This window comes from Pseudomonas sp. A (assembly GCF_056270345.1).
In genome coordinates this window covers 3,896,527-3,915,052 of sequence record NZ_CM149873.1, presented here as the reverse complement: position 1 = coordinate 3,915,052, position 18,526 = coordinate 3,896,527, and the positions used below count along the sequence as shown (strand labels likewise).

The following is an 18,526-nucleotide window of genomic DNA, read 5'->3' as shown; positions in this document are numbered from 1 at the left end:
TTGTGGCGCGGATGTTCAGGGTTGCGCAGGATCTTGTAGGAGCGGCCTTGCGCCGCGAAAGGGCCGCAAAGCGGCGCCGGCAATCTTGAGGTGGGCATACACCCGGGGCTGCTCTGCAGCCCTTTCCGGCCGGTCCGACGCCTCGGCAAGGCCGCTCCTACACAGGATGCATTCGCAGGCGCCTTAGTTTTTTCCTGCCCAGTACCGAGGAAAATGTTGGTTTCGCAGCTCCCGGGGCCCACCGAGAATGCCGGTAACCTCAACACAGGAGCTGCACCATGACCTTCTCCATCATCGGCCGCTGCCAGGAAACCGGCCAGGTCGGCATCGCCATCAGTTCTTCGAGCATCGCCGTTGGCGCCCGCTGCCCGTGGGTACGTGCCGGGGTCGGGGCGGTGTCGACCCAGAACATTACCTTGCCGGCCCTCGGCCCGCAGATCCTTGACGCCCTCGAACAGGGCCAGTTGCCGCCCGCAGCGGCGCTGGACCGGGTGCTGAGCGCCAATGGCTGGAGCGAGTATCGCCAGGTCACGGTGATCGACAGCCAGGGCCAGGTGGCGCTGTTCACCGGCAAGGAGGCCCTGGGCGTGCACAACGCCGTGGCCGGCGAGCAATGCGCCGCGGCCGGCAACCTGTTGTCGTCGCGGGCGGTGATCGAGGCCATGGTGACGGCGTTCGAGCAGGCCGGCGGCCACCTGGCCGACCGCCTGCTGGCGGCGATGCACGCGGCCATGGCTGCCGGTGGCGAGGCGGGGCCGGTGCACTCGGCGGCGTTGAAGATCGCCGGAGAGCTGACCTGGCCTTTGGTGGACCTGCGCGTGGACTGGACCGAGCACGATCCCATCGGTGAACTGGACAGCCTCTGGCAGGCCTACCGCCCGCAGATGCAGGACTATGTGACCCGCGCCCTGAACCCGACCGCCGCGCCGAGCTATGGAGTGCCGGGCGATGAATGAGGTTTCCAGCCGTGCGCTGCTGGAGCGCTTGGTCGGGTTCGCCACGGTCAGCCGCGATTCCAATCTCGAGCTGATCGCCTTCATCCGCGAATACCTGGCCGGACTTGGCGTTGCCAGCGAGCTGTTCCACAACGAGGCGGGCACCAAGGCCAATCTGTTCGCCACCATCGGCCCCGCCGACCGTGGCGGCGTGGTGCTCTCCGGGCACACCGACGTGGTACCGGTGGAGGGCCAGGCCTGGACCGTCGAACCGTTCCTGCTCACCGAGCGCGAAGGACGCCTGTACGGCCGTGGCACGGCCGACATGAAGGGCTTCATCGCCTCGGTGCTGGCGGCGGTGCCGGCGTTTCTCGCCCAGCCGCTGAAGCTGCCGGTGCACCTGGCTTTTTCCTATGACGAAGAAGTGGGTTGCCTGGGGGTTCGCTCGATGCTCGCCGCCCTGGCGCAGCGTCCGCACAAGCCGCGGCTGTGCCTGATCGGCGAACCCACCGAGCTCAAGCCGGTGCTCGGCCACAAGGGCAAGCTGGCCATGCGCTGCCAGGTGCATGGCGCCGCCTGCCACTCGGCCTATGCGCCCTACGGCGTCAATGCCATCGAGTACGCGGCGCGGCTGATCGGCAAGCTGGGCGAGATCGGTGACGAGCTGGCGCGTCCCGAGCATCACGACGAGCGCTTCGACCCGCCGTTCTCCACGGTGCAGACCGGGGTGATCAAGGGCGGCCGGGCGCTGAATATCGTCCCCGAGGAGTGCGAGTTCGACTTCGAAGTGCGCGCCTTGCCCGGCTTCGAGGCCCAGGCCGTGGCCGACCGTCTGCAGACCTACGCCGAGGCCGAGCTGCTGCCGCGCATGCATGCCGTCAGTGGCGCCAGCGATATTCGCCTGCGCGCCCTGAGCGCCTACCCGGGCCTGGCCACGCCAGCCGAGAGCGAGGCTGCACAACTGGTGGCGTTGCTCAGCGGTTCGGACGATTTCGGTACTGTGGCCTTTGGCACCGAGGGAGGCCTATTCGATCAGGCGGGTATCCCCACGGTGGTCTGCGGGCCCGGGAGCATGGACCAGGGGCACAAGCCCGACGAGTTTGTCAGTGTCGAGCAGTTGCAGGGATGCGATGCGATGTTGCGGCGGTTGGTGGATCATCTGAAGCAGGCATGACAATCGCGGAGCCAGCCCGCTCCCACAGGTTGCGCAGGCATCTGTGGGAGCGGGCTGGCCCCGCGACAAGGTTATAGCGGCTCAGGCCTGAACAACGGTTTCTTCATCACGCCCTTGATCCACACGACGGCAATCAGCGACACCACCGCCAGTACCACTCCCGCCGTACCGAAGACCTTCAGGTTCATTTCCGGGCTGGGGGAGGCATGCCAGATCGCGTACAGCATCCCGCCGATACCGAACAGCTGCGGCAGTGGGTAGAACGGTGTGCGGAATGGCCTCGCCAGATGTGGGTAGCGCAGCCGCAAGGCGATCACATCCAGGTGCACGATGATGTACGCCAGCAGCCAGGCCAGCGCGGCGGCCAGCAGCAACAGGTTGATTGCCGCGGCGTCCTGGCCCATCAGCAGGATCGGCAGGCCGGTGATCGCCGCGACGAACAGCACGGCCACCCAGGGCGTGCGCGCCCGCGGGCTGAGCTGCTTGAACTGGGGGAACGCCTGGCCGTTGCAGGCCATGCCGTAGAGCATGCGTGGAATGGCCGCGAGCGACGTGTTGAGGGTGCTGCAGGTGGCGGTCACCGCGGCGATCACCAGGAACACCTCGCCGGTCTTGCCGAACACCGTGGTGGCGAACAGGTAGTGGGGCAGGGCGTCGCTGCTCAGGGCTTCCCGGGGCACCAGGAACAGCGCGCCCAAGCCGTACAGGCCGATGGTGGCGAAGATCACGGTCAGGCCGATGATCATCGAGCGCGGGATGTTGCGTTCGGGCTTGCGGGTTTCCTCCACCAGCGAGCAGACGAACTCGGCGCCGACGAAACCCCACACGGCCATGGCAGTCAGGGCCAGCACCCCGGCGCCCATGGGGTTCCAGTCGCCCTGCAGCAGGGTGGTGGTGACACCCTCGGCATGCCCTTCGCTGATCGCGGCGATGCCGAGGATCAGCAGTACGATCACCATGACCACGGCCATGGCGCTCTGCAGTTTGGCGAAGATGTCGATGCCCATCAGGTTGAGGCCGGTGAACAGGGCGAGCACGCCGAAGGCCACCGAGTACTGCGGGAACACCCCGGGGTAGACCTTGCCGATGATCAGGTCGAGCAACAGCAGCTCGGCCGACAGGGCGAACATGGCCACCACCACGTAGCCGGAAAAGGTCGCCAGGATCGCCGGGAAGTGCCCCAGCGCCACTTCGGTGTAGCTCGACAGGCTGCCGGCGCGGGGCACCAGCAGGGCCAGCTCGGAGAAGGAAAAGGCGTAGCTCAGGGCCAGCAGGTAGGCCAGCCCCAACGGCACGATGAAGCCCAGGCCGGCGGCGCCGACCCCCTGCAGCATCATCACCATCACCCCTTGCGACACCACCAGGCCCACGGCCACCGCCAGCAGCGACCCCAGCCCCAGGACCCGGCGAAAGCCGGCTTGATCGTGCTGCACGCTGGCAGGCACGGACGCACTTGCACTCATGACAGTTTCCCCGCTCTTTGTTGTTGTAGTTGCGCCAGATACTGGGACAGGGGGCGGGGCGGGGAAATTAGTAAATATGTGGTTGCTGGGCAGGAAAAAGCTATGCGCGCCAACGCCGACCTGTAGGAGCGGCCTTGCGCCGCGAACGGGCTGCATGGCAGCCCCGGCGATTGATGCTTTAACGCTAAAACCCAGGGGCTGCTGCGCAGCCCTTTCGCGGCACAAGGCCGCTCCTACAGGTCACGCCAGGCTTGGTTTCAGAACGTCGCCTTGACCTGCAAGCCGAACACCAGCGCGTTGTCGATGTCCTTCCCGGAAAACGCCCCCGGCTCGACGATGTACTGCACATCCGGCCGCAGGTTCAGCCACGCGGTGGCCTGGTAGCCATAGCTCAGCTCGACCAGCTGCTCGGCGCTGTCGAGGTTGGGGACGGGCTGCCCGGCATCGACGGCCGCATCTTCCAGCACATCGCGGCTACGCGGGTTCGGCACCGCGCGGCCATACCCCAGCGCGACGGTATCCCGTGGCCGGCTTGCGAACGGCTTGTACAGCACCACGCCTGCGCCATACCACCTGGTGAACGGCGAGGCGGCCTTGCTCGACGCCGAGTACTGGCCGAAGGCATGCAGGCTGCGCCCGGGCGATACCGGGTCGTTCCACACGGCCTGGTCGACCAGCAGGTAATGCCCACCACGACCGGCGACTTCCTCGCTGCTGCCGATGCGCTTCGCGTTCGAGCTGTCGTAGTAGTAACCGAGCTTGTACTCGCCCGGCAGTTCGCCGCGCAGCTTGTACACCAGTTCCACAGGGACCACGGTGCCGGTGGTGTGCTTGGGCCCCAGGTGCCAGGCGCGGCTGGAATTGCCGTTGCTCTCGGGGTCGACGTTGAACGCCGCCACCCGCAGTTGCCAGTCGGGCGTCAGGTCATATTTCAAGCGTACGCCGAGGTGGGCGTTGGGGTAGTTGGTCCAGCCGCTGCCGCCGGACATGTTCAGCGGGTGACCGCAGAAGCCGGCGTTCATGAAGTTGCACAGGATGCCGCTGTCCAGGCCGCCGAGGTCGTTGCCCATGGCCATGTAGCCGAGCTTGAGGTTCAGCGCGGGCGACAGGTTGCGCTCGTAGCTGAGTTCGGTCAGGCGGGTGTAGAGGCCGCCGTAGTTTTCCTGGATCGGCAGGCGGTTGCCCACCAGGTCCTCCGAGGCGCTGTTACCGCGCCGGTCGTTGATGGTCAGCTGGACCTTGCCGCCGTTGTCCAGGCCGTACAGCTTCGACAGGTCGAACTGCACGCCCAGCTTGAGGTTCTGCGAGTAGCGGGCCGAGCGGTGCAGGCCGCCATGGGCGTTGTAGGCGGTCTCGCCGCTGTAGTCGCCGGTGAAGCTGATGCCGTCTGCCGCGAGCCGGTGGCGCAGGCCGCCCCAGTCGCCGGTCAGGGTGTTATCGTCGGCGAGAGACGCGGTGCTGGTCAGCAAGAGAAAGAAGGGAGTGAAACGAAAAGCACGGGGCATTGCGTAATCTCGGGTTGTGTATAGGGCCCCTTCGCGGGTAAACCCGCTCCCACAGGGACCGCACAAGTTGCAGTCCAGTGAAAGTCCTGTGGGAGCGGGTTTACCCGCGAAGAGGGCGACGCGGTTCAGGGCAGGGCGTATGCCATCACGTAGTCGCCACGATCGGTCGACTGGCGTGCGCCGCCGGCGGTGATCACCACGTACTGCTTGCCGGTCTTCGGCGACACATAGGTCATCGGGCCGCCCTGGCTGCCGACCGGCAGGCGGGCCTTCCAGATCTCGTTGCCGTTGCCGCTGTCGTAGGCGCGCAGGTAGAAGTCCTGGGTGCCGGCGATGAACACCAGGCCGCCCTGGGTGGACAGGGTGCCGCCCAGGGTCGGCAGGCCGATCTTGATCGGCAGGTGCATGCGGATGCCCAGGGGGCCGGTGTCCTCGACAGTGCCGACCGGTACCTGCCAGGCGATCTGCCGGGTCTTCATGTCGATGGCGGTGAGGGTGCCGAATGGCGGCGCCTGGCACGGGATACCGGCCACCGACAGGAAGCGGTTCTTGTTCACCGCATACGGTGTGCCCTTGAGCGGCACCGCGCCCATGCCGGTGTTCAGCGCCTCGCCGCCGCCCGCTGCCGCACCCGTGTTCTGCGAAGGGATCATCTGGATCCACAGGCCCAGGCGCATGTCATTGACGAAGATGAAGCCATGCACCGGGTCGGTGGAGAGGCTGCCCCAGTTCATGCCGCCCAGCGAACCCGGGAAGCTCAGCGACAGGTCGGTGCCCGGCGCGGTGTACAGGCCGTCATAGCGCATCTTCTTGAAGTCGATGCGGCACAGCAGCTGGTCGTACGGGGTGGCGCCCCACATGTCCGACTCGGTCAGGGTCTGCGCGCCGATCTGCGGCATGCCCACCGACTTCGGCTGGGTCGGCGAATACGGCTCGTTGGGGATGTTGCCCGGTTTTACCGGTACTTCGTCGACCTGGGTCAGCGGCTTGCCGGTGGCGCGATCGAGCACGTAGATCTGCCCGGCCTTGGTGCCGATCACCACGGCGGGCACGGTATTGCCGTCATCCTTGGTGAAGTCGATCAGGCTCGGCTGCATCGGCAGGTCGAAGTCCCAGAGATCGTTGTGCACGGTCTGGTACACCCACTTTTCGTTGCCGGTGGTGGCGTCCAGGGCCAGCACCGAGGCGCCGTAGGTGTGATCAAGCTTGTTGCGTTCGACGCCGTAGATGTCGGTGGACGAGGAGCCCATCGGCAGGAACAGGGTGTTCATCGCCGGGTCGTACGACATCGGCGCCCAGCTGTTGGGTGTGCTGCGCACGTAGGTCCGGTCGTCTTGCGGGGCGTCGCGGTCCTGCGGGTTGCCCGGGTCGAAGGCCCAGCGCTGGGCGCCGGTGATCACATCGAAGCCACGGATCACGCCGCCGGGCATGTCGGTCTGGACGTTGTCGGCGACGCGGCCGCCGACCACCACGGTGGTACCGGCCATCAACGGTGCCGAGGACAGCTGGTAGTACGAGTCCGGCACGTTGCCCAGGCCGGCCTTGAGGTCGACCTGGCCGTTGTCGCCGAAGCCTTCGCAGAACGCGCCGGTGTCGGCATCGACTGCGATCAGGCGGGCATCGATGGTGTTGGTCAGCAGGCGGCGCTGGCAGTTGGCGCCGGCCGGCACGCTGCTCACGCTGACCGGCGTGCTGTCGGGCCGGGTCGGCTGGGCGATCGGCGCGCTGGCGTCGAAGTAGGCCAGGCCGCGGCAGCGCTGCCAGACCTTGGACTGGGCGTTGATGGCGTTCTTCCACAGCTCCTTGCCGGTGTCGGCGTCGAGGGCGATCAGGTTGTTGTGCGGGGTGCAGATGAACACCTTGTCGCCCACCTGCAGCGGCGTGAGCTGGTCTTCGGCGCCGTTGCCGTCGCTGAGGGCGACGTCACCGGTGTGGTAGGTCCAGGCCACCTTGAGCTGGTCGACGTTGCCACGGTTGATCTGGTCCAGCGCGGCGAAGCGGCTGCCGCCCTCGGTGTTGCCGTAGTGGGCCCAGTCCTTCTGTTGCTGGCCGGGTTCCACTGGCGTCAGGCCCGGGCCCTTGCTGGTAGGAGCGACGCTGGGGTGGGCGACGAACATGTTGCCGGCGGCGATCGCCAGCGCCACGCCCAGCAGACCGGCGATGCCGTAGGCGCCACGCGCCGGGCGCCGGACCAGTTGCGGATACACCAGCACTACCACCAGGCCGATGGCGGCGAACATGAATAGCCGCGAGAACAGCGGCCAGAACACCAACCCGGCGTCGGCCACGGCCCAGATCGCGGTACCGGCGAGGAACAGCGCATAGAGCCAGGCGCCAGCGGGCTTGCGACGGGCGATGAGGATGCCGGCAATGGCCATGGCCAGGCCGCCGCCCAGGAAGTACCAGGAGCCGCCCAGGCCGGCCAGCTTGACGCCGCCGGCAGCCAGGAGCAGGCCGAGCAGGGCGATGACGACGCCCAGGCCGACCAGGATGAAGGTTGAGGCGCCGGAGGCGCGGGGTGAGTCTTTCATGCCAGGGATCTCGCAGGTGGAATGCGAGAAGTTTAAGCCCTTAGCAAGCTAATTAACAAGTTAGTACATTTTGCGGCGAGCAAAATTTCTATAGGCCGTAATCCTCCCGTGTAGGAGCGGCCTTGTGCCGCGAAAGGGCCGCAAAGCGGCCCCGGCGATCTTTGCTCAGTCCTGAAATCCTGGGGCCGCTGCGCAGCCCTTTCGCGGCACGAGGCCGCTCCTACAGGTGGGCGTAGCCATTCAGACCTGCAACCCCTCCATCAAACAGCGCAACGCCCCCTTCACCCGTTCCGCCGCCGCCTGCGGATCGTCCTGGGCGATCACCCACATGCCGCTGTCGCCCATCGCGCCGTTGATCAGGTGCGCCATGGCCACGGCGTCGAAGGCGCGCAGCCTGCCGGCCTGCTGCAACTCCACCAGCCCCTGGGCCATGGGCCCGATGTAGCTGGCTTCCTCCAGTTCGCGCAGGCGCGGGCCGAGTACCCCGGGGGCGTCCTGCAGCAGGATGCGCCGAAGGGCCGGCTCGTGCAGCAGGTCGTAGTAGTACAGGCAGGTGTCGATATAGCCCTCCCATGGGTCGTCGTGGGTGGCGTAGCGGGCGTCGAGCGCCTGGTTGATCTCCTCGAGCAGGTGCTCCACCACGGCGGTGAACAGCCCGGCCTTGCCGCCGAAATGGTGGTGCAGGGCGCCCCGGGTGAGGTCGGCTTCGGCGCACAGTTCGTCCATCACCACGGCGGCAAAGCCCTTTTCGGCGAACTGGCGGCGGGCGACGGCGATCAGCCGTTCGATGGTATCCGCGCTCATGGCGGCGCGGCTGCGGCGAGGGGTGGGCATGGAGGGCTCCGGGTGAAAAGCGATGGCTGCAAATTAGCATACGTTGCGTATGTCAATAAATGGCATTAGCATACGCGGCGTATGTCAATTGGAGGTTACTACCGTGACTGCCCTTGTTTCACGCAAGAACATTGCCTGGCTGGGTGAGCTGCCCGGTCTGTTGCGCCTGGCGCTGCCGCTGGTGCTGGGCCTGTCGGCGGCCGAGCTGATCAGCCTGACCGATACCGTGCTGCTGGCCTCGCTGGGCACCGTGGTGCTGGCCTGTGTCGCGCTGACCAGCAGCGCCGGGCTGATCTTCCATGCCGGGCTCTACGGCATGCTTGCCACCCTCAGCGTGCGCGTCGGCCATGCCTTCGGCGCCGACGACCCCGGCACCGTGGCGCGCACCCTGCGCGCCGGGCTGGGCTATGGCCTGCTGGTGGGCATCCTCGGCTGCCTGGCGATGCTGGCCTGCCTGCCATTGGTGCAATGGCTGGGCGTGCCGCTGCCCGACGTGGCGCTGCTGACGCCGTACTGGCAGGCCATGGCGGTGTTCCTGATCCCGTACTGCCTGGCGGTGGTGTTCAAGGATGTGCTGGAAGCCATCGGCCGGCCCTGGGTGGGCGTGCTGCTGGTGATGAGCGCGGTGCTGTTCAACATTCCGCTGAGCTACGGGTTGATCCACGGCCATTTCGGCCTGCCGACGCTGGGCCTGCTGGGCGCGGGTATCGCCGGGGTGATCGCCGAATCGCTGGCGGTGTTGCTGGCCCTGGCTTATTGGCGCCTGGCGCCATCGCTGGCGCGTTACCGCCTGGCGCCACAGGGGGCGCGACTGAGCTGGCGCACGCTGCTGGGCGAAGGCTGGCCGCTGGGCCTGGGTTATCTCGCCGAAGCCGGCGCGGTGGTGATCGCCGCCTGGATGCTGGGCTGGCTGGGCAATGCCGCACTGGCGGCCAACCAGGTGGTGCAATCGATCGGCGCGTTGCTGTACATGCTGCCGCTGGGCATGGCCGCGGCGGTGAGCATCCGCATCAGCCAGGCCCAGGGCCGCGGCGAGACGGCGCGCATCCGTGCCATCGGCAGCGCCACCTTTGCCAGCGTGAGCGCCTGGATGCTGGTGGCCACCGTGCTGTTGGCGTTGTTCGGCCGCTCCATCGCCGAGGCCATGAGCGACGACCCGCAGGTGATCGCCATCGCCGTGCCGATGTTCGTGGTGGTCGCGGCCATGCAGGTGGCCGATGGCTTGCAGTCCACCGCGCTGGGCGCCTTGCGCGGCCTGCAGGACTACCGCTGGCCGGTGGGCGTGACCATGATCAGCTACTGGTTGCTGGCGTTGCCGCTGAGCTACTGGCTGGCCTTCCACTCCGCGCTGGGCGCGGTGGGAGTGTGGGTCGGGTTCGCCTGTGGCCTGGCCGTGGCGGCGGTGCTGCTGCCGTGGCGGTTCTATCGCCTGCAGGCGATGCCTGCCGCAGCGACCTTGGCTCAGCCCTGATAGAACACCGCCAGCCATACCGTGGCCACGCCGGGTTCGGTCCACTCCACGCGGTGGCGGCAACCGGGCGGGATGTCCAGATGGTCGCCGGGGCGCAGCACGCGGGTGCGCGGCTCATGCTCCAGGCGCAGCCCGGCGCTGCCACTGAGCACGACCACCCATTCGCCCTCGGTCTGGTCGTACCAGAACCCTGGCGGGCTGGCCTGGCCGCTGGAGACGATGCGCTCGATGCGCAGACCCGGGCGCCGGAGCAGGTCGGTGAACTGCTCGTCGGCGTCGGGCGCGAGCGGGGGCAGGGCGGTAAACAGGTTGTCGGGCATGGGCGCCTCGCGCATGGTTGATTCCAGCCGGTGATTGTAGGAAGGTTTCGGCCTTTGCCCCATGGAAGATTGACGATGGACAAGCTGCTGGCGCTCAAGGTGTTCATGGCCACCGCCGAGGTCGGCGGCTTTTCCGCCGCTGCGCGCAGGCTGGGGGTGGCGACCTCCTCGGTGACCCGCCAGGTCGACGCCCTGGAACTGGAGCTGGGGGCCAGCCTGCTCAACCGCTCGACCCGCCAGGTCAGCCTGACCGAAGCCGGCGCCAGCTACTACCAGCGGGCCCGCGAGATCCTCGAGGCCCTGGCCGAGGCCGACGCCAGCGTCGCCGACCGCGGCGAGGAACCGGTCGGCGTGTTGCGCCTGTGCCTGCCGGTGGAATTCGGTCGCCGGGTCATCGCTCCGCACCTGGGCGCGTTCCTCGCCCGCCACCCGGCACTGGAACTGGACATCGACCTGAGCGACCGCTTCGACGACCTGCTCGATGGTCGCTACGACCTGAGCATCCGCCTCGGCGAGCCGGCGCCCAGCGACGAACTGGTGTGTCGCCCGCTGGGGCGTTTCGAGCGCTGGCTGGTGGCCAGCCCGGCATACCTGAGCCAGCAGCCAGTGCTTACCGAACCGCAGCAACTGGCCGCGTGCGCCTGCCTGCGCTTTCGCTACGGCCAGTCGGCACGGCCCTGGCGGCTGAGCCTGGGCGAGCAGCGCCTGGAACTGGACGTCAGCGGCCCGTTGCGCAGCGCCAACGCCGACCTGCTGCGCGAGGCGGCCATTGCCGGTAGCGGCGTGGCGCTGCTGGCCGACTGGCTGGTGCGCGAGGATGTCGAAGCCGGGCGCCTGCAAAGGTTGTTCGCCGACTGGACGGTGAGTCCGGGGGCGGCCAGCGCCAGCATCAACGCTCTGTACCTGCCCAACCACCGAGGCTCGCGCCGGGTCATGGCGTTCGTCGCCTTCTGCGAGGGGCTGCTGGCCGGCTGAGGTGTTGCGCGCCACGCAAAGGCCCGTTGCGCGGGCGATGGATTCTCGCCGGGGCGGTTGTCCGTCACCCTTCGCGCACATCCTTTCGCAAGCCGAGGTACCCTCGAATGAATCCCTCCCTCGCCGTCGCCCAGGCATCGGCCCCAGGCCTGAGCCGCACCCTGGTGACGCTACTGGCGTTCTGCTGCGGCGCCATCGTCGCCAACATCTACTACGCCCAGCCCATCGTCGGCCTGATCGCGCCGGACCTGGGGCTGCCCGCCGAACGGGCCAGCCTGATCGTGTCCCTGACCCAGATCGGCTACGCCCTGGGCCTGTTGTTCCTGGTGCCGCTGGCCGACCTGCTGGAGAACCGCCGGCTGATGATCGCCACGGCGGTGCTGGCCACCGGCAGCCTGTTGCTGGCCGGCACCAGCGGTCATGGGCAGGGCGAGGTGTTCCTGCTGTACGCGCTGCTGATCGGCTTCAGTTCGGTGGCGGTGCAGATGCTGATACCGCTGGCGGCGCACCTGGCGGCGGAGCGCGAGCGTGGCCGGGTGGTCGGCAACATCATGGGCGGGTTGCTGCTGGGCATCCTGCTGGCACGGCCGCTGGCGAGCCTGGTGGCGGATCACTTCGGCTGGCGCGCGGTGTTTGTCGGTGCCGCCGGGGTGATGGTGGCGATCATCCTGCTGCTGGCGTTGACCTTGCCGCGCCGGGTGCCTGAGCACACGGCCAGCTATGCCGGGCTGATGGCCTCGTTGCTGGTGCTGCTGCGCCGTTATCCGGTGTTGCGCCAGCGGGCACTGTTCCAGGCACTGATGTTCGCGGCGTTCAGCCTGTACTGGACGGCGGTGCCACTGGCGCTGGCCGGCGAGCACGGCCTGTCGCAGAGCCAGATCGCGCTGTTTGCCCTGGTCGGGGCGGTGGGCGCGGTGGCGGCGCCGCTGGCCGGTCGGCTGGCCGATGCGGGCCATGCGCGACGCGCTTCGCTGCTGGCGATGGCCCTGGCGCCGCTGGCGTTGCTGCTGGGCCTGAGCGCGCCGGGCGCCAGCGTGATCGGCCTGGGGTTGACCGGGGTACTGCTGGATTTCGCCGTGCAGATGAACATGGTCATCGGCCAGCGTGAGGTGTATGCGCTGGATCCGGCCAGCCGTGGCCGGCTCAATGCCTTGTACATGACCAGCATCTTCCTCGGCGGGGCGCTGGGCTCGGCGCTGGCCAGTGGGGTGTATGCGCAGTATGGCTGGAGCGGCGTGGCGTTGCTGGGCGCGGGATTGCCGGCGCTGGCGCTGGTGGTGTTCCTGGTCGTTTCCCGGCGTTGATCCCTGGGGCTTCTATCGTCCCAGCGGCAGGGCCACGCCGATCAGCGCGAACAGGCTCCCGCAGCAGCGGTTGAACCCACGTCCGCCCTTGGCCAGCCACGGGCGGATGCGAAACGCCAGGCGGGCCAGCAGGTACTCCACCAGGCATTCGACACTGGCGAAGGTCGCCGCCATCACCACGAACTGCACCAGCAGGCCGCGCTGCGGATCGATGAACTGGGGCAGGAACGCGCCATAGAACAGCAGCACCTTGGGGTTGGCCAGCGCCGACAGGCAGCCCTGGCGGAACAGCCCGGCATTGCTCAGCGCCACGCTGCCGCGCGGTTGCTCCAGGTGCAGCGCCGGGGTGCGCCACAGCTGGATCCCCAGCCAGACCAGGTAGGCCCCGCCGACCCACTTGAGCACCGTCAGCACCGAGGCTGAGGCCTGCAACAGGGCGCTCAGGCCGAACATGGTCAGGGCGATCAGGAGACTGAAGCCCAGCACCCCGCCGAGGATGGTAAACAGCGTGCGGCGGGCGCCGTACAGCGCGCCATGGGTCAGGGCCAGCAGGCTGTTCGGACCTGGGGTCAGCGACAGGCCGATGCTGGCGAGCAGGTAGATGAGCCAGGTGTCGAGTGCCATGGGGGAGCCTTGTTTATGTGCAGGGCGTCAGTGTAGGGCAGGGCAGTGGGAATACAGGGTAGTATCTGGCCATTGAATGGTTATATCTGGACATACCTCAATGACACCCGACCTGCGCCTGCTGATCCTGCCGTTACCGGAGTTCGCCCTGCTGCCGTTCGGCGCGTTCCTCGACAAGCTGCGCTTTTCCGCCGACGACGAGGACTACAGCCGCCAGCGCTATTGCCGCTGGACCGTGCTCGGGCTGGACCGGGAGCCCGTGGTTTCAAGCAGCGCGGCGAGTGTTCAGGTCGAGGCGGCGCCTGCGGACATCCGCTGGGGCGACTACGACCACCTGGTGCTGTTCGGCGGGCGCAACGCCAGTGCCACGGCGGCTTTGGCGCCGCGCTACAGGGCTCTTTTGAAGCAGGCGACCAAGGCCGGGGTGAAGCTGGTGTGCGTTGACAACGCGGCTTTCCTGCTGGCCGCCTGTGGCCTGCTGGAGGGTCACCAGGTAGTGGTGCACTGGCGCCATGAGGCGGAGTTTCGCCTGGCCTTTCCCCGCGTGCGCCTGCTGACCGGGCAGCTGTTCTGCTTCGACGGTGGCCGCATCACCTGTGCCGGCGGCACGGCAGCCATCGACCTGGCGGTGGAATTGATTGCCCGCGCCAGTGGTCGCACCCGGGCGCTCAAGGGCCTGGCCGACATGCTGGTGGACGAGAGCCGCGATAGCCTCCATGCCTTGCGTTCGCTGGAGGCCGGCGCCGGGCAGGGGCGCCAGGTGCGGCGGGCCACGGCGCTGATGCGCCACCACCTGGCGGCGCAGATGCCAGTGGAGGCGTTGGCGGCAGAGCTGGGCATCAGCCGACGCCAGCTCGACCGCCAGTTCCAGGCCTGCCATGGCATGAGCGCCAAGGCCTGGTGGCAGGAACTGCGCCTGCAGCAGGCGCGCTGGCGCTTGCTCAACTCCAGCCACAGCCTGGCGCAAATCGCCGATGAGGTGGGGATGGCAGATGCCAGCTATCTGGGCAAGTGGGTACGGCGGCGGTTTGGTTGCACGGCGCTGGCGTTGCGCAACTCGGGCCATGCACCGTCCTTGTAGGAGCGGCCTTGTGCCGCGAAAGGGCTGCGCAGCAGCCCCTGTCTCGGAGAAACGCTGAAATTGTCGGGGCCGCTTTGCGGCCCTTTCGCGGCACAAGGCCGCTCCTACAGGGACGGTGCCTGGCAGGGTTTACTGCGGCGTACCGAACAACCCCGTCCAGTAGATCCCGGCATCGCTCTTCGGGTCCACCGCATACGCCGCCCCCAGCTCGCGGAAGTCCGGGTTCATCAGCGTGGCGCAGTGCCCTGGGCTGGCCAGCCAGCCGTCGACAACCTTGCGCGCGGTGTCGCGCCCGGCGGCGATGTTCTCGCCGATCTGCCGGTACAGGTAGCCGGCCAGCTCCGCCCGATCACCTGGGGTGCGGCCCTCGCGGTCGAGATGGTCGAAGAAGTTCTGGTTGGCCATGGCCCGGGTGTGGTTGGCGGCGACGCCCGCCAGGGTGGTGCTCCAGGCCAGCGCCGGGGCGGCGGGGTAGGGCTGGCCGCCGCACTGGCGGGGCAGGTTGCGCGCGGCGTTGATCTCCTGCAGCAGCTTCTGCCCTTCGGCCTGCCAGTCACCCAGGCGAGCGCTGAGCAGCGGTCGGGCCAGGACAATGCGCCAGTCGCGGCCCTCCTGGCTGACGCCGATGTCGACGAACTGCGGGTCGAGCACCACCTGGCAGAAGCTCTCCTCGATGGCCTTCATCGCTGCCTGGGCGTCCCGTGGGCCGGACAGGCTGATGGCCTGGACGTTGACCATCGGGTAGGCGGCGCGGGTCATGGCCTGCTGCAGGTCGCGGGTGCCTTCGGGCGACAGCGCCAGGCGGGTGTCGCTGTTGAGCGGCGGCAATTCCAGCGAGGCTTCGCCACCACAGCGCTGGGCCTGACTGCGGTAGACGTTGATCGTATCGATCAGTTGCGCCTCTTCACCGGTGAAGGCCTGGGCGCTGGTAGCGGCGAGCAGGCCCAGCGTCAGGCCGACGAGGCAGGCAACGGATGGGACGCGCATGTGGATCTCCCTGTAACTGGCAGCGTCTGGATCTGCGCTGCCCATCCTACACAACGGCAAGGCTTTTGGCCCGGCCATGTGCAGTGTGAAAAGGCGGGCCTTGGCAGTCGAATGCGGTTGGCAAAAGAGGGAGTAGACCGCTGCTCGGCGAAAAAGTGCGATCGTTGTTGGCGCGCTATTGCTGCAAGGTACAGAAGAAGGTTGTGACCCTGCGGTCAACGTGGAGACTGTATCACCGGCACCATTTTGACCTGCAGGGATTGCAGCGTGTCTTACCAGAGTGCCACCGCTGCTGCTCCGACAACCCGGCCGAATACCGCCAGCGCCGTGTCCACGTCCGCTTCGCTGGTGTAGCGCCCGAGGCTCAGACGCACGCTGTTGCGCGCCTGGTGCTCGTCGAGGCCAAGAGCCAGCAGCACATGGGACGCCGCGTTGCTCGCCGAGTTGCAGGCCGAGGTGGTGGACAGCGCCAGCTCGCCGGCCAGGGCCAGGCTGTTGAAACCCTTGGCGTCGATGCGCAGGTTGAGGGTGTGGGGAATACGCTGCATCGCGCAGCCATTGAGCGTCACTCCGGGCAAGGCCAGCAGGCCGTCGCGCAGGCGCCGGGCGAGCTGTTCCAGGCGCTGGTACTCCGTCTCGCCGGGCTGGCCGGCCAAGTCGAAGGCGCTGCCCATGCCGACGATCTGGTGGGTGGCCAGGGTGCCGGAACGCAGGCCGCGTTCATGGCCGCCACCGTGCATCTGCGCACGCATGACCGGGCGAGCGTGAGGGCCGACGTAGAGGGCGCCGATGCCCTTGGGGCCGTAGACCTTGTGCGCCGAGAACGACATCAGGTCGACGGCCTGGTGCGCCAGGTCGATGCGGACCTTGCCCACGGCCTGGGCCGCGTCCACATGCAGCAGCGCGCCATGCTCGCGGACCAGCTGGCCGATACGGGCGAAGTCAGTCACCGTGCCCAGTTCATTGTTCACCGCCATCAGCGACACCAGGCGCGTGTCCGGGCGCAAGGCGGCCTGCACGGCTTCGGCCTGGATCAGGCCATGGGCGTCGGGCGCCAGGCGGGTCACTGTCCAGCCCTGGCGCTCCAGTTCGGCGGCGGTGTCGAGGATGGCCTTGTGTTCGAGCTGGCTGGTCAGCAGGTGCCCCGGCTGCGCGAAGCCCTGGGCGACGCCCTTGAGCGCCAGGTTGTTGGATTCGGTGGCGCCGGAGGTCCAGACCAGATCGTCGGGCAGTGCGCCCACCTGCATGGCCACCTGCTGGCGGGCCTGTTCGACGGCCTCGCGGGCCGCCTGGCCGTGGGCGTGGCCACTGGAGGCGGGGTTGCCGAAGTTCGCCTCGCGTCCCAGGCAGGTGAGCATGGCGGCAATGACCCGGTCATCGACCGGAGTGGTGGCGGCGTAATCGAAGTAGAGCGGGGTGCTGGGCATGATCGCGGGCGGGTCCGTGCGTGGACGCCGCCTGTCGGCATCCATGGACATCATCCTAGGCAACTGCCGATATGAATGTTTTTTCTTTTTCCCGTTCCAGGGCGATTTTCGAAAAAAATTCTATTCTTTTTCGCTATGTATTTAGAATTTTTTTCTTCCCTGGGTCAGAGCCATTGCCACGGTGCCTGCTTGGTGATCATCACAAGCACGAGCAGGAACATGCCGGCAAACCCCGCCACCCCCATCCACAGCCAGGGGCGGTACAGCCGCTGATAGTCCTCACCCAGCGCGGTGCCATGCTCGACCGCCTGGGCCGCGAGGCGCTGCATGCGCGTCTGCAACAGCAGCACCGGCAGCCACAGGGCGCCCACCGTGAAAAAGATCAGCAGTGCGCCACGCAGCCAGCCCGTGGACCACGGCATGCCGGTCATGCTGACCATGGCGTAGCCGGTCAGCAGTTGCAGGACGCCGGCGGGTGTGGTGATCCAGGCATCGAAGCGCACCACCATCCTGGCCACGGCGGCGATCACCCGTGGATCGCGGCTGCGGTTCGCGGCGATCAGGTACAGGTACGAGCCCATGCCGAAACCGAACAGGAATACGGCAGCGATCACATGCAGGTACTTGAGCAGCAGGTAGCTCATCTCAGCCTCGCCCGTGCTGGAAGCTGACGCTGTAGCGCACCTTGTCCGGTTCGCCGATGGCCGCCAGGTACTGCTCGACACTGATCTCGCCGACGCAGGGGCGGGCGCCCGGGGCTGGGGTGTAGCCCTCGATGACCCTGGCCATCAGCGCCACCGCCGCGCAGCTGGGAATTTCCGGGCCCTTGTCGTCGCGGGCGCTGACCTGGGCCTGCAGGCGCAGTGGCTGGCCCTGCATGTCCAGGCCGCGGACATCGAGGTACATCGCACTCATGCCATCGCCAAAGCGCTCGAAATGGCCGCCCAGGCGATGCAGACGCCGCGCCCAGGGCAGCGGATCGCGCACCAGGCCGTACTTGACCAGCAATGCCAGCGCGGCATTGGCCAGGCCACCGGCCATGAGCCCGGAGCCGGCCTTGAACGCCAGGTCCCGGGCGCCGTAGCGCTCGGCGAAGATGTCCATGTCCGGCACATCGACGTTGTTCAGCAGGCGCCAGCCCAGGCCGGGCAGGTGGCGCAACTGCAGGCCGAGCCAGCCGTCGACGGTGTGCGGGCGTCCGTCGCGCCACTGGCGAATCGGCCGGCCGGCGTAGGCCAGCACGCCCTCGATGGTGGACAGGCCGGGCATCTTCGCCGAGGAGGAAATGCCGTGCTCGATACGGTCTATGCGGCTGAAGTGATGGCGCTGCTCGTCGAGGATCGCCGACGACAGGCTTGGCACCGAGCTGCAGCCGCTGAGCAGCGCGACATTGGCCTGGCGGGCGCGGGCGTCCAGGCGCTCGATGCCGTTGACGAACACCCGGCAGTCGGAGAGGTCGCAATAGCTGGCGCCGGCCTCAATGCAGGCTTCGGCCACGCTGTAGGGCTGGCCCTGGAAGGGGCCGCCGGTATGGATCACCCAGTCGATGCGCAGGGCGCGCAGTGCGTCGGCGAAGCCGGGGGCCATGGCGTCGCCGCACCAGCTTTCGCTGCCGCTCAGCTGGGTGGCCAGTTGGGCGAGGCTGTTGGCGTTACGGCCGGCGATCACCAGTTGCACGGCGGGCATCTGCTGCAGGTGGCGGCAGATGATCCGGCCGAAGTTGCCGTAGGCGCCGATCACCAGGATTCTGCGGGACATGCGGGGGTCCTTGTGCATGTGTCGGGGAAGGAAAAGCTGACTTACATTTCCCTGTAGGAGCGGCCTTGCGCCGCGAAAGGGCCGCAGAGCGGCCCCAGCGATCGTTGCATCAACACTGAGATCCTGGGGCTGCTACG

The 18,526-nt window shown here is 67.7% G+C and carries 16 protein-coding genes; 6 read left to right on the top strand and 10 right to left on the bottom strand.

The genetic code is table 11. From position 1 onward, the window contains the following. The first annotated feature begins 278 nt into the window (after positions 1–278). On the top strand, positions 279–956 hold the full coding sequence (locus tag AC0MAZ_RS17455) for a DUF1028 domain-containing protein (RefSeq protein WP_234562601.1): 678 nt from the start codon (positions 279–281) through the stop codon (positions 954–956). Further along, positions 949–2,109 (top strand): acetylornithine deacetylase, encoded by a 1,161-nt coding sequence (argE, locus tag AC0MAZ_RS17450; RefSeq protein ID WP_232857199.1) that lies wholly within the window; start codon positions 949–951, stop codon positions 2,107–2,109. Before AC0MAZ_RS17455 ends, argE begins: the two co-directional genes overlap by 8 nt. A 71-nt stretch (positions 2,110–2,180) precedes the next feature. Here argE and AC0MAZ_RS17445 read toward each other — a convergent pair whose 3' ends face one another. The 4 genes from AC0MAZ_RS17445 to AC0MAZ_RS17430 all read right to left on the bottom strand — a co-directional run bounded on the left by AC0MAZ_RS17445 (position 2,181) and on the right by AC0MAZ_RS17430 (position 8,442). Next, positions 2,181–3,572 (bottom strand): APC family permease, encoded by a 1,392-nt coding sequence (locus AC0MAZ_RS17445; RefSeq protein ID WP_475858710.1) that lies wholly within the window; start codon positions 3,570–3,572, stop codon positions 2,181–2,183. A 257-nt stretch (positions 3,573–3,829) separates the two neighbouring features. After that, a complete protein-coding gene (locus tag AC0MAZ_RS17440; protein WP_475858709.1) occupies positions 3,830–5,077 on the bottom strand; it encodes a carbohydrate porin in 1,248 nt (415 codons plus the stop codon). Positions 5,078–5,202: 125 nt separating this feature from the next. Next, entirely contained in the window at positions 5,203–7,608 is a 2,406-nt protein-coding gene (locus AC0MAZ_RS17435; RefSeq protein ID WP_254464549.1) for a glucose/quinate/shikimate family membrane-bound PQQ-dependent dehydrogenase, read from the bottom strand. Between the two features lie 240 nt (positions 7,609–7,848). After that, entirely contained in the window at positions 7,849–8,442 is a 594-nt protein-coding gene (locus AC0MAZ_RS17430; RefSeq protein WP_475858708.1) for a TetR/AcrR family transcriptional regulator, read from the bottom strand. A 103-nt stretch (positions 8,443–8,545) separates the two neighbouring features. On the opposite strand from AC0MAZ_RS17430, the gene AC0MAZ_RS17425 reads away from it, so the two are divergent. Beyond that, entirely contained in the window at positions 8,546–9,913 is a 1,368-nt protein-coding gene (locus AC0MAZ_RS17425) for an MATE family efflux transporter (RefSeq protein WP_475858707.1), read from the top strand. Here the strand turns inward: AC0MAZ_RS17425 and AC0MAZ_RS17420 are convergent. Further along, positions 9,904–10,248: a cupin domain-containing protein gene (locus AC0MAZ_RS17420; protein ID WP_232857602.1), complete on the bottom strand. Its 345-nt coding sequence runs from the start codon at positions 10,246–10,248 to the stop codon at positions 9,904–9,906. The genes AC0MAZ_RS17425 and AC0MAZ_RS17420 overlap by 10 nt on opposite strands. Before the next feature lie 60 nt (positions 10,249–10,308). Here AC0MAZ_RS17420 and AC0MAZ_RS17415 point away from each other — a divergent pair, with 60 nt between their 5' ends. Together AC0MAZ_RS17415 and AC0MAZ_RS17410 are read left to right on the top strand one after the other, a co-directional pair. Further along, positions 10,309–11,208: a LysR family transcriptional regulator gene (locus tag AC0MAZ_RS17415; RefSeq protein ID WP_203646233.1), complete on the top strand. Its 900-nt coding sequence runs from the start codon at positions 10,309–10,311 to the stop codon at positions 11,206–11,208. Between the two features lie 107 nt (positions 11,209–11,315). Next, positions 11,316–12,512 (top strand): MFS transporter, encoded by a 1,197-nt coding sequence (locus AC0MAZ_RS17410; RefSeq protein WP_232857600.1) that lies wholly within the window; start codon positions 11,316–11,318, stop codon positions 12,510–12,512. A 12-nt stretch (positions 12,513–12,524) separates the two neighbouring features. Here AC0MAZ_RS17410 and AC0MAZ_RS17405 read toward each other — a convergent pair whose 3' ends face one another. Beyond that, the gene (locus AC0MAZ_RS17405) at positions 12,525–13,136 is read right to left on the bottom strand and encodes a LysE family translocator (RefSeq protein WP_475858706.1); all 612 of its coding nucleotides are present in this window, start codon (positions 13,134–13,136) and stop codon (positions 12,525–12,527) included. 100 nt (positions 13,137–13,236) lie between these two features. On the opposite strand from AC0MAZ_RS17405, the gene AC0MAZ_RS17400 reads away from it, so the two are divergent. Then, the gene (locus tag AC0MAZ_RS17400; protein ID WP_475858705.1) at positions 13,237–14,217 is read left to right on the top strand and encodes a GlxA family transcriptional regulator; all 981 of its coding nucleotides are present in this window, start codon (positions 13,237–13,239) and stop codon (positions 14,215–14,217) included. 129 nt (positions 14,218–14,346) lie between these two features. Here AC0MAZ_RS17400 and AC0MAZ_RS17395 read toward each other — a convergent pair whose 3' ends face one another. The 4 genes from AC0MAZ_RS17395 to AC0MAZ_RS17380 all read right to left on the bottom strand — a co-directional run bounded on the left by AC0MAZ_RS17395 (position 14,347) and on the right by AC0MAZ_RS17380 (position 18,389). Beyond that, positions 14,347–15,204 (bottom strand): CAP domain-containing protein, encoded by an 858-nt coding sequence (locus AC0MAZ_RS17395; protein ID WP_203646240.1) that lies wholly within the window; start codon positions 15,202–15,204, stop codon positions 14,347–14,349. A gap of 272 nt (positions 15,205–15,476) precedes the next feature. Further along, a complete protein-coding gene (locus AC0MAZ_RS17390) occupies positions 15,477–16,631 on the bottom strand; it encodes a cysteine desulfurase family protein (RefSeq protein WP_203652640.1) in 1,155 nt (384 codons plus the stop codon). A gap of 164 nt (positions 16,632–16,795) precedes the next feature. Further along, positions 16,796–17,275 (bottom strand): DUF2269 family protein, encoded by a 480-nt coding sequence (locus AC0MAZ_RS17385; RefSeq protein ID WP_475858704.1) that lies wholly within the window; start codon positions 17,273–17,275, stop codon positions 16,796–16,798. A gap of 1 nt (position 17,276) precedes the next feature. Next, on the bottom strand, positions 17,277–18,389 hold the full coding sequence (locus tag AC0MAZ_RS17380; RefSeq protein WP_475858703.1) for a saccharopine dehydrogenase family protein: 1,113 nt from the start codon (positions 18,387–18,389) through the stop codon (positions 17,277–17,279). Positions 18,390–18,526: the final 137 nt, after the last annotated feature.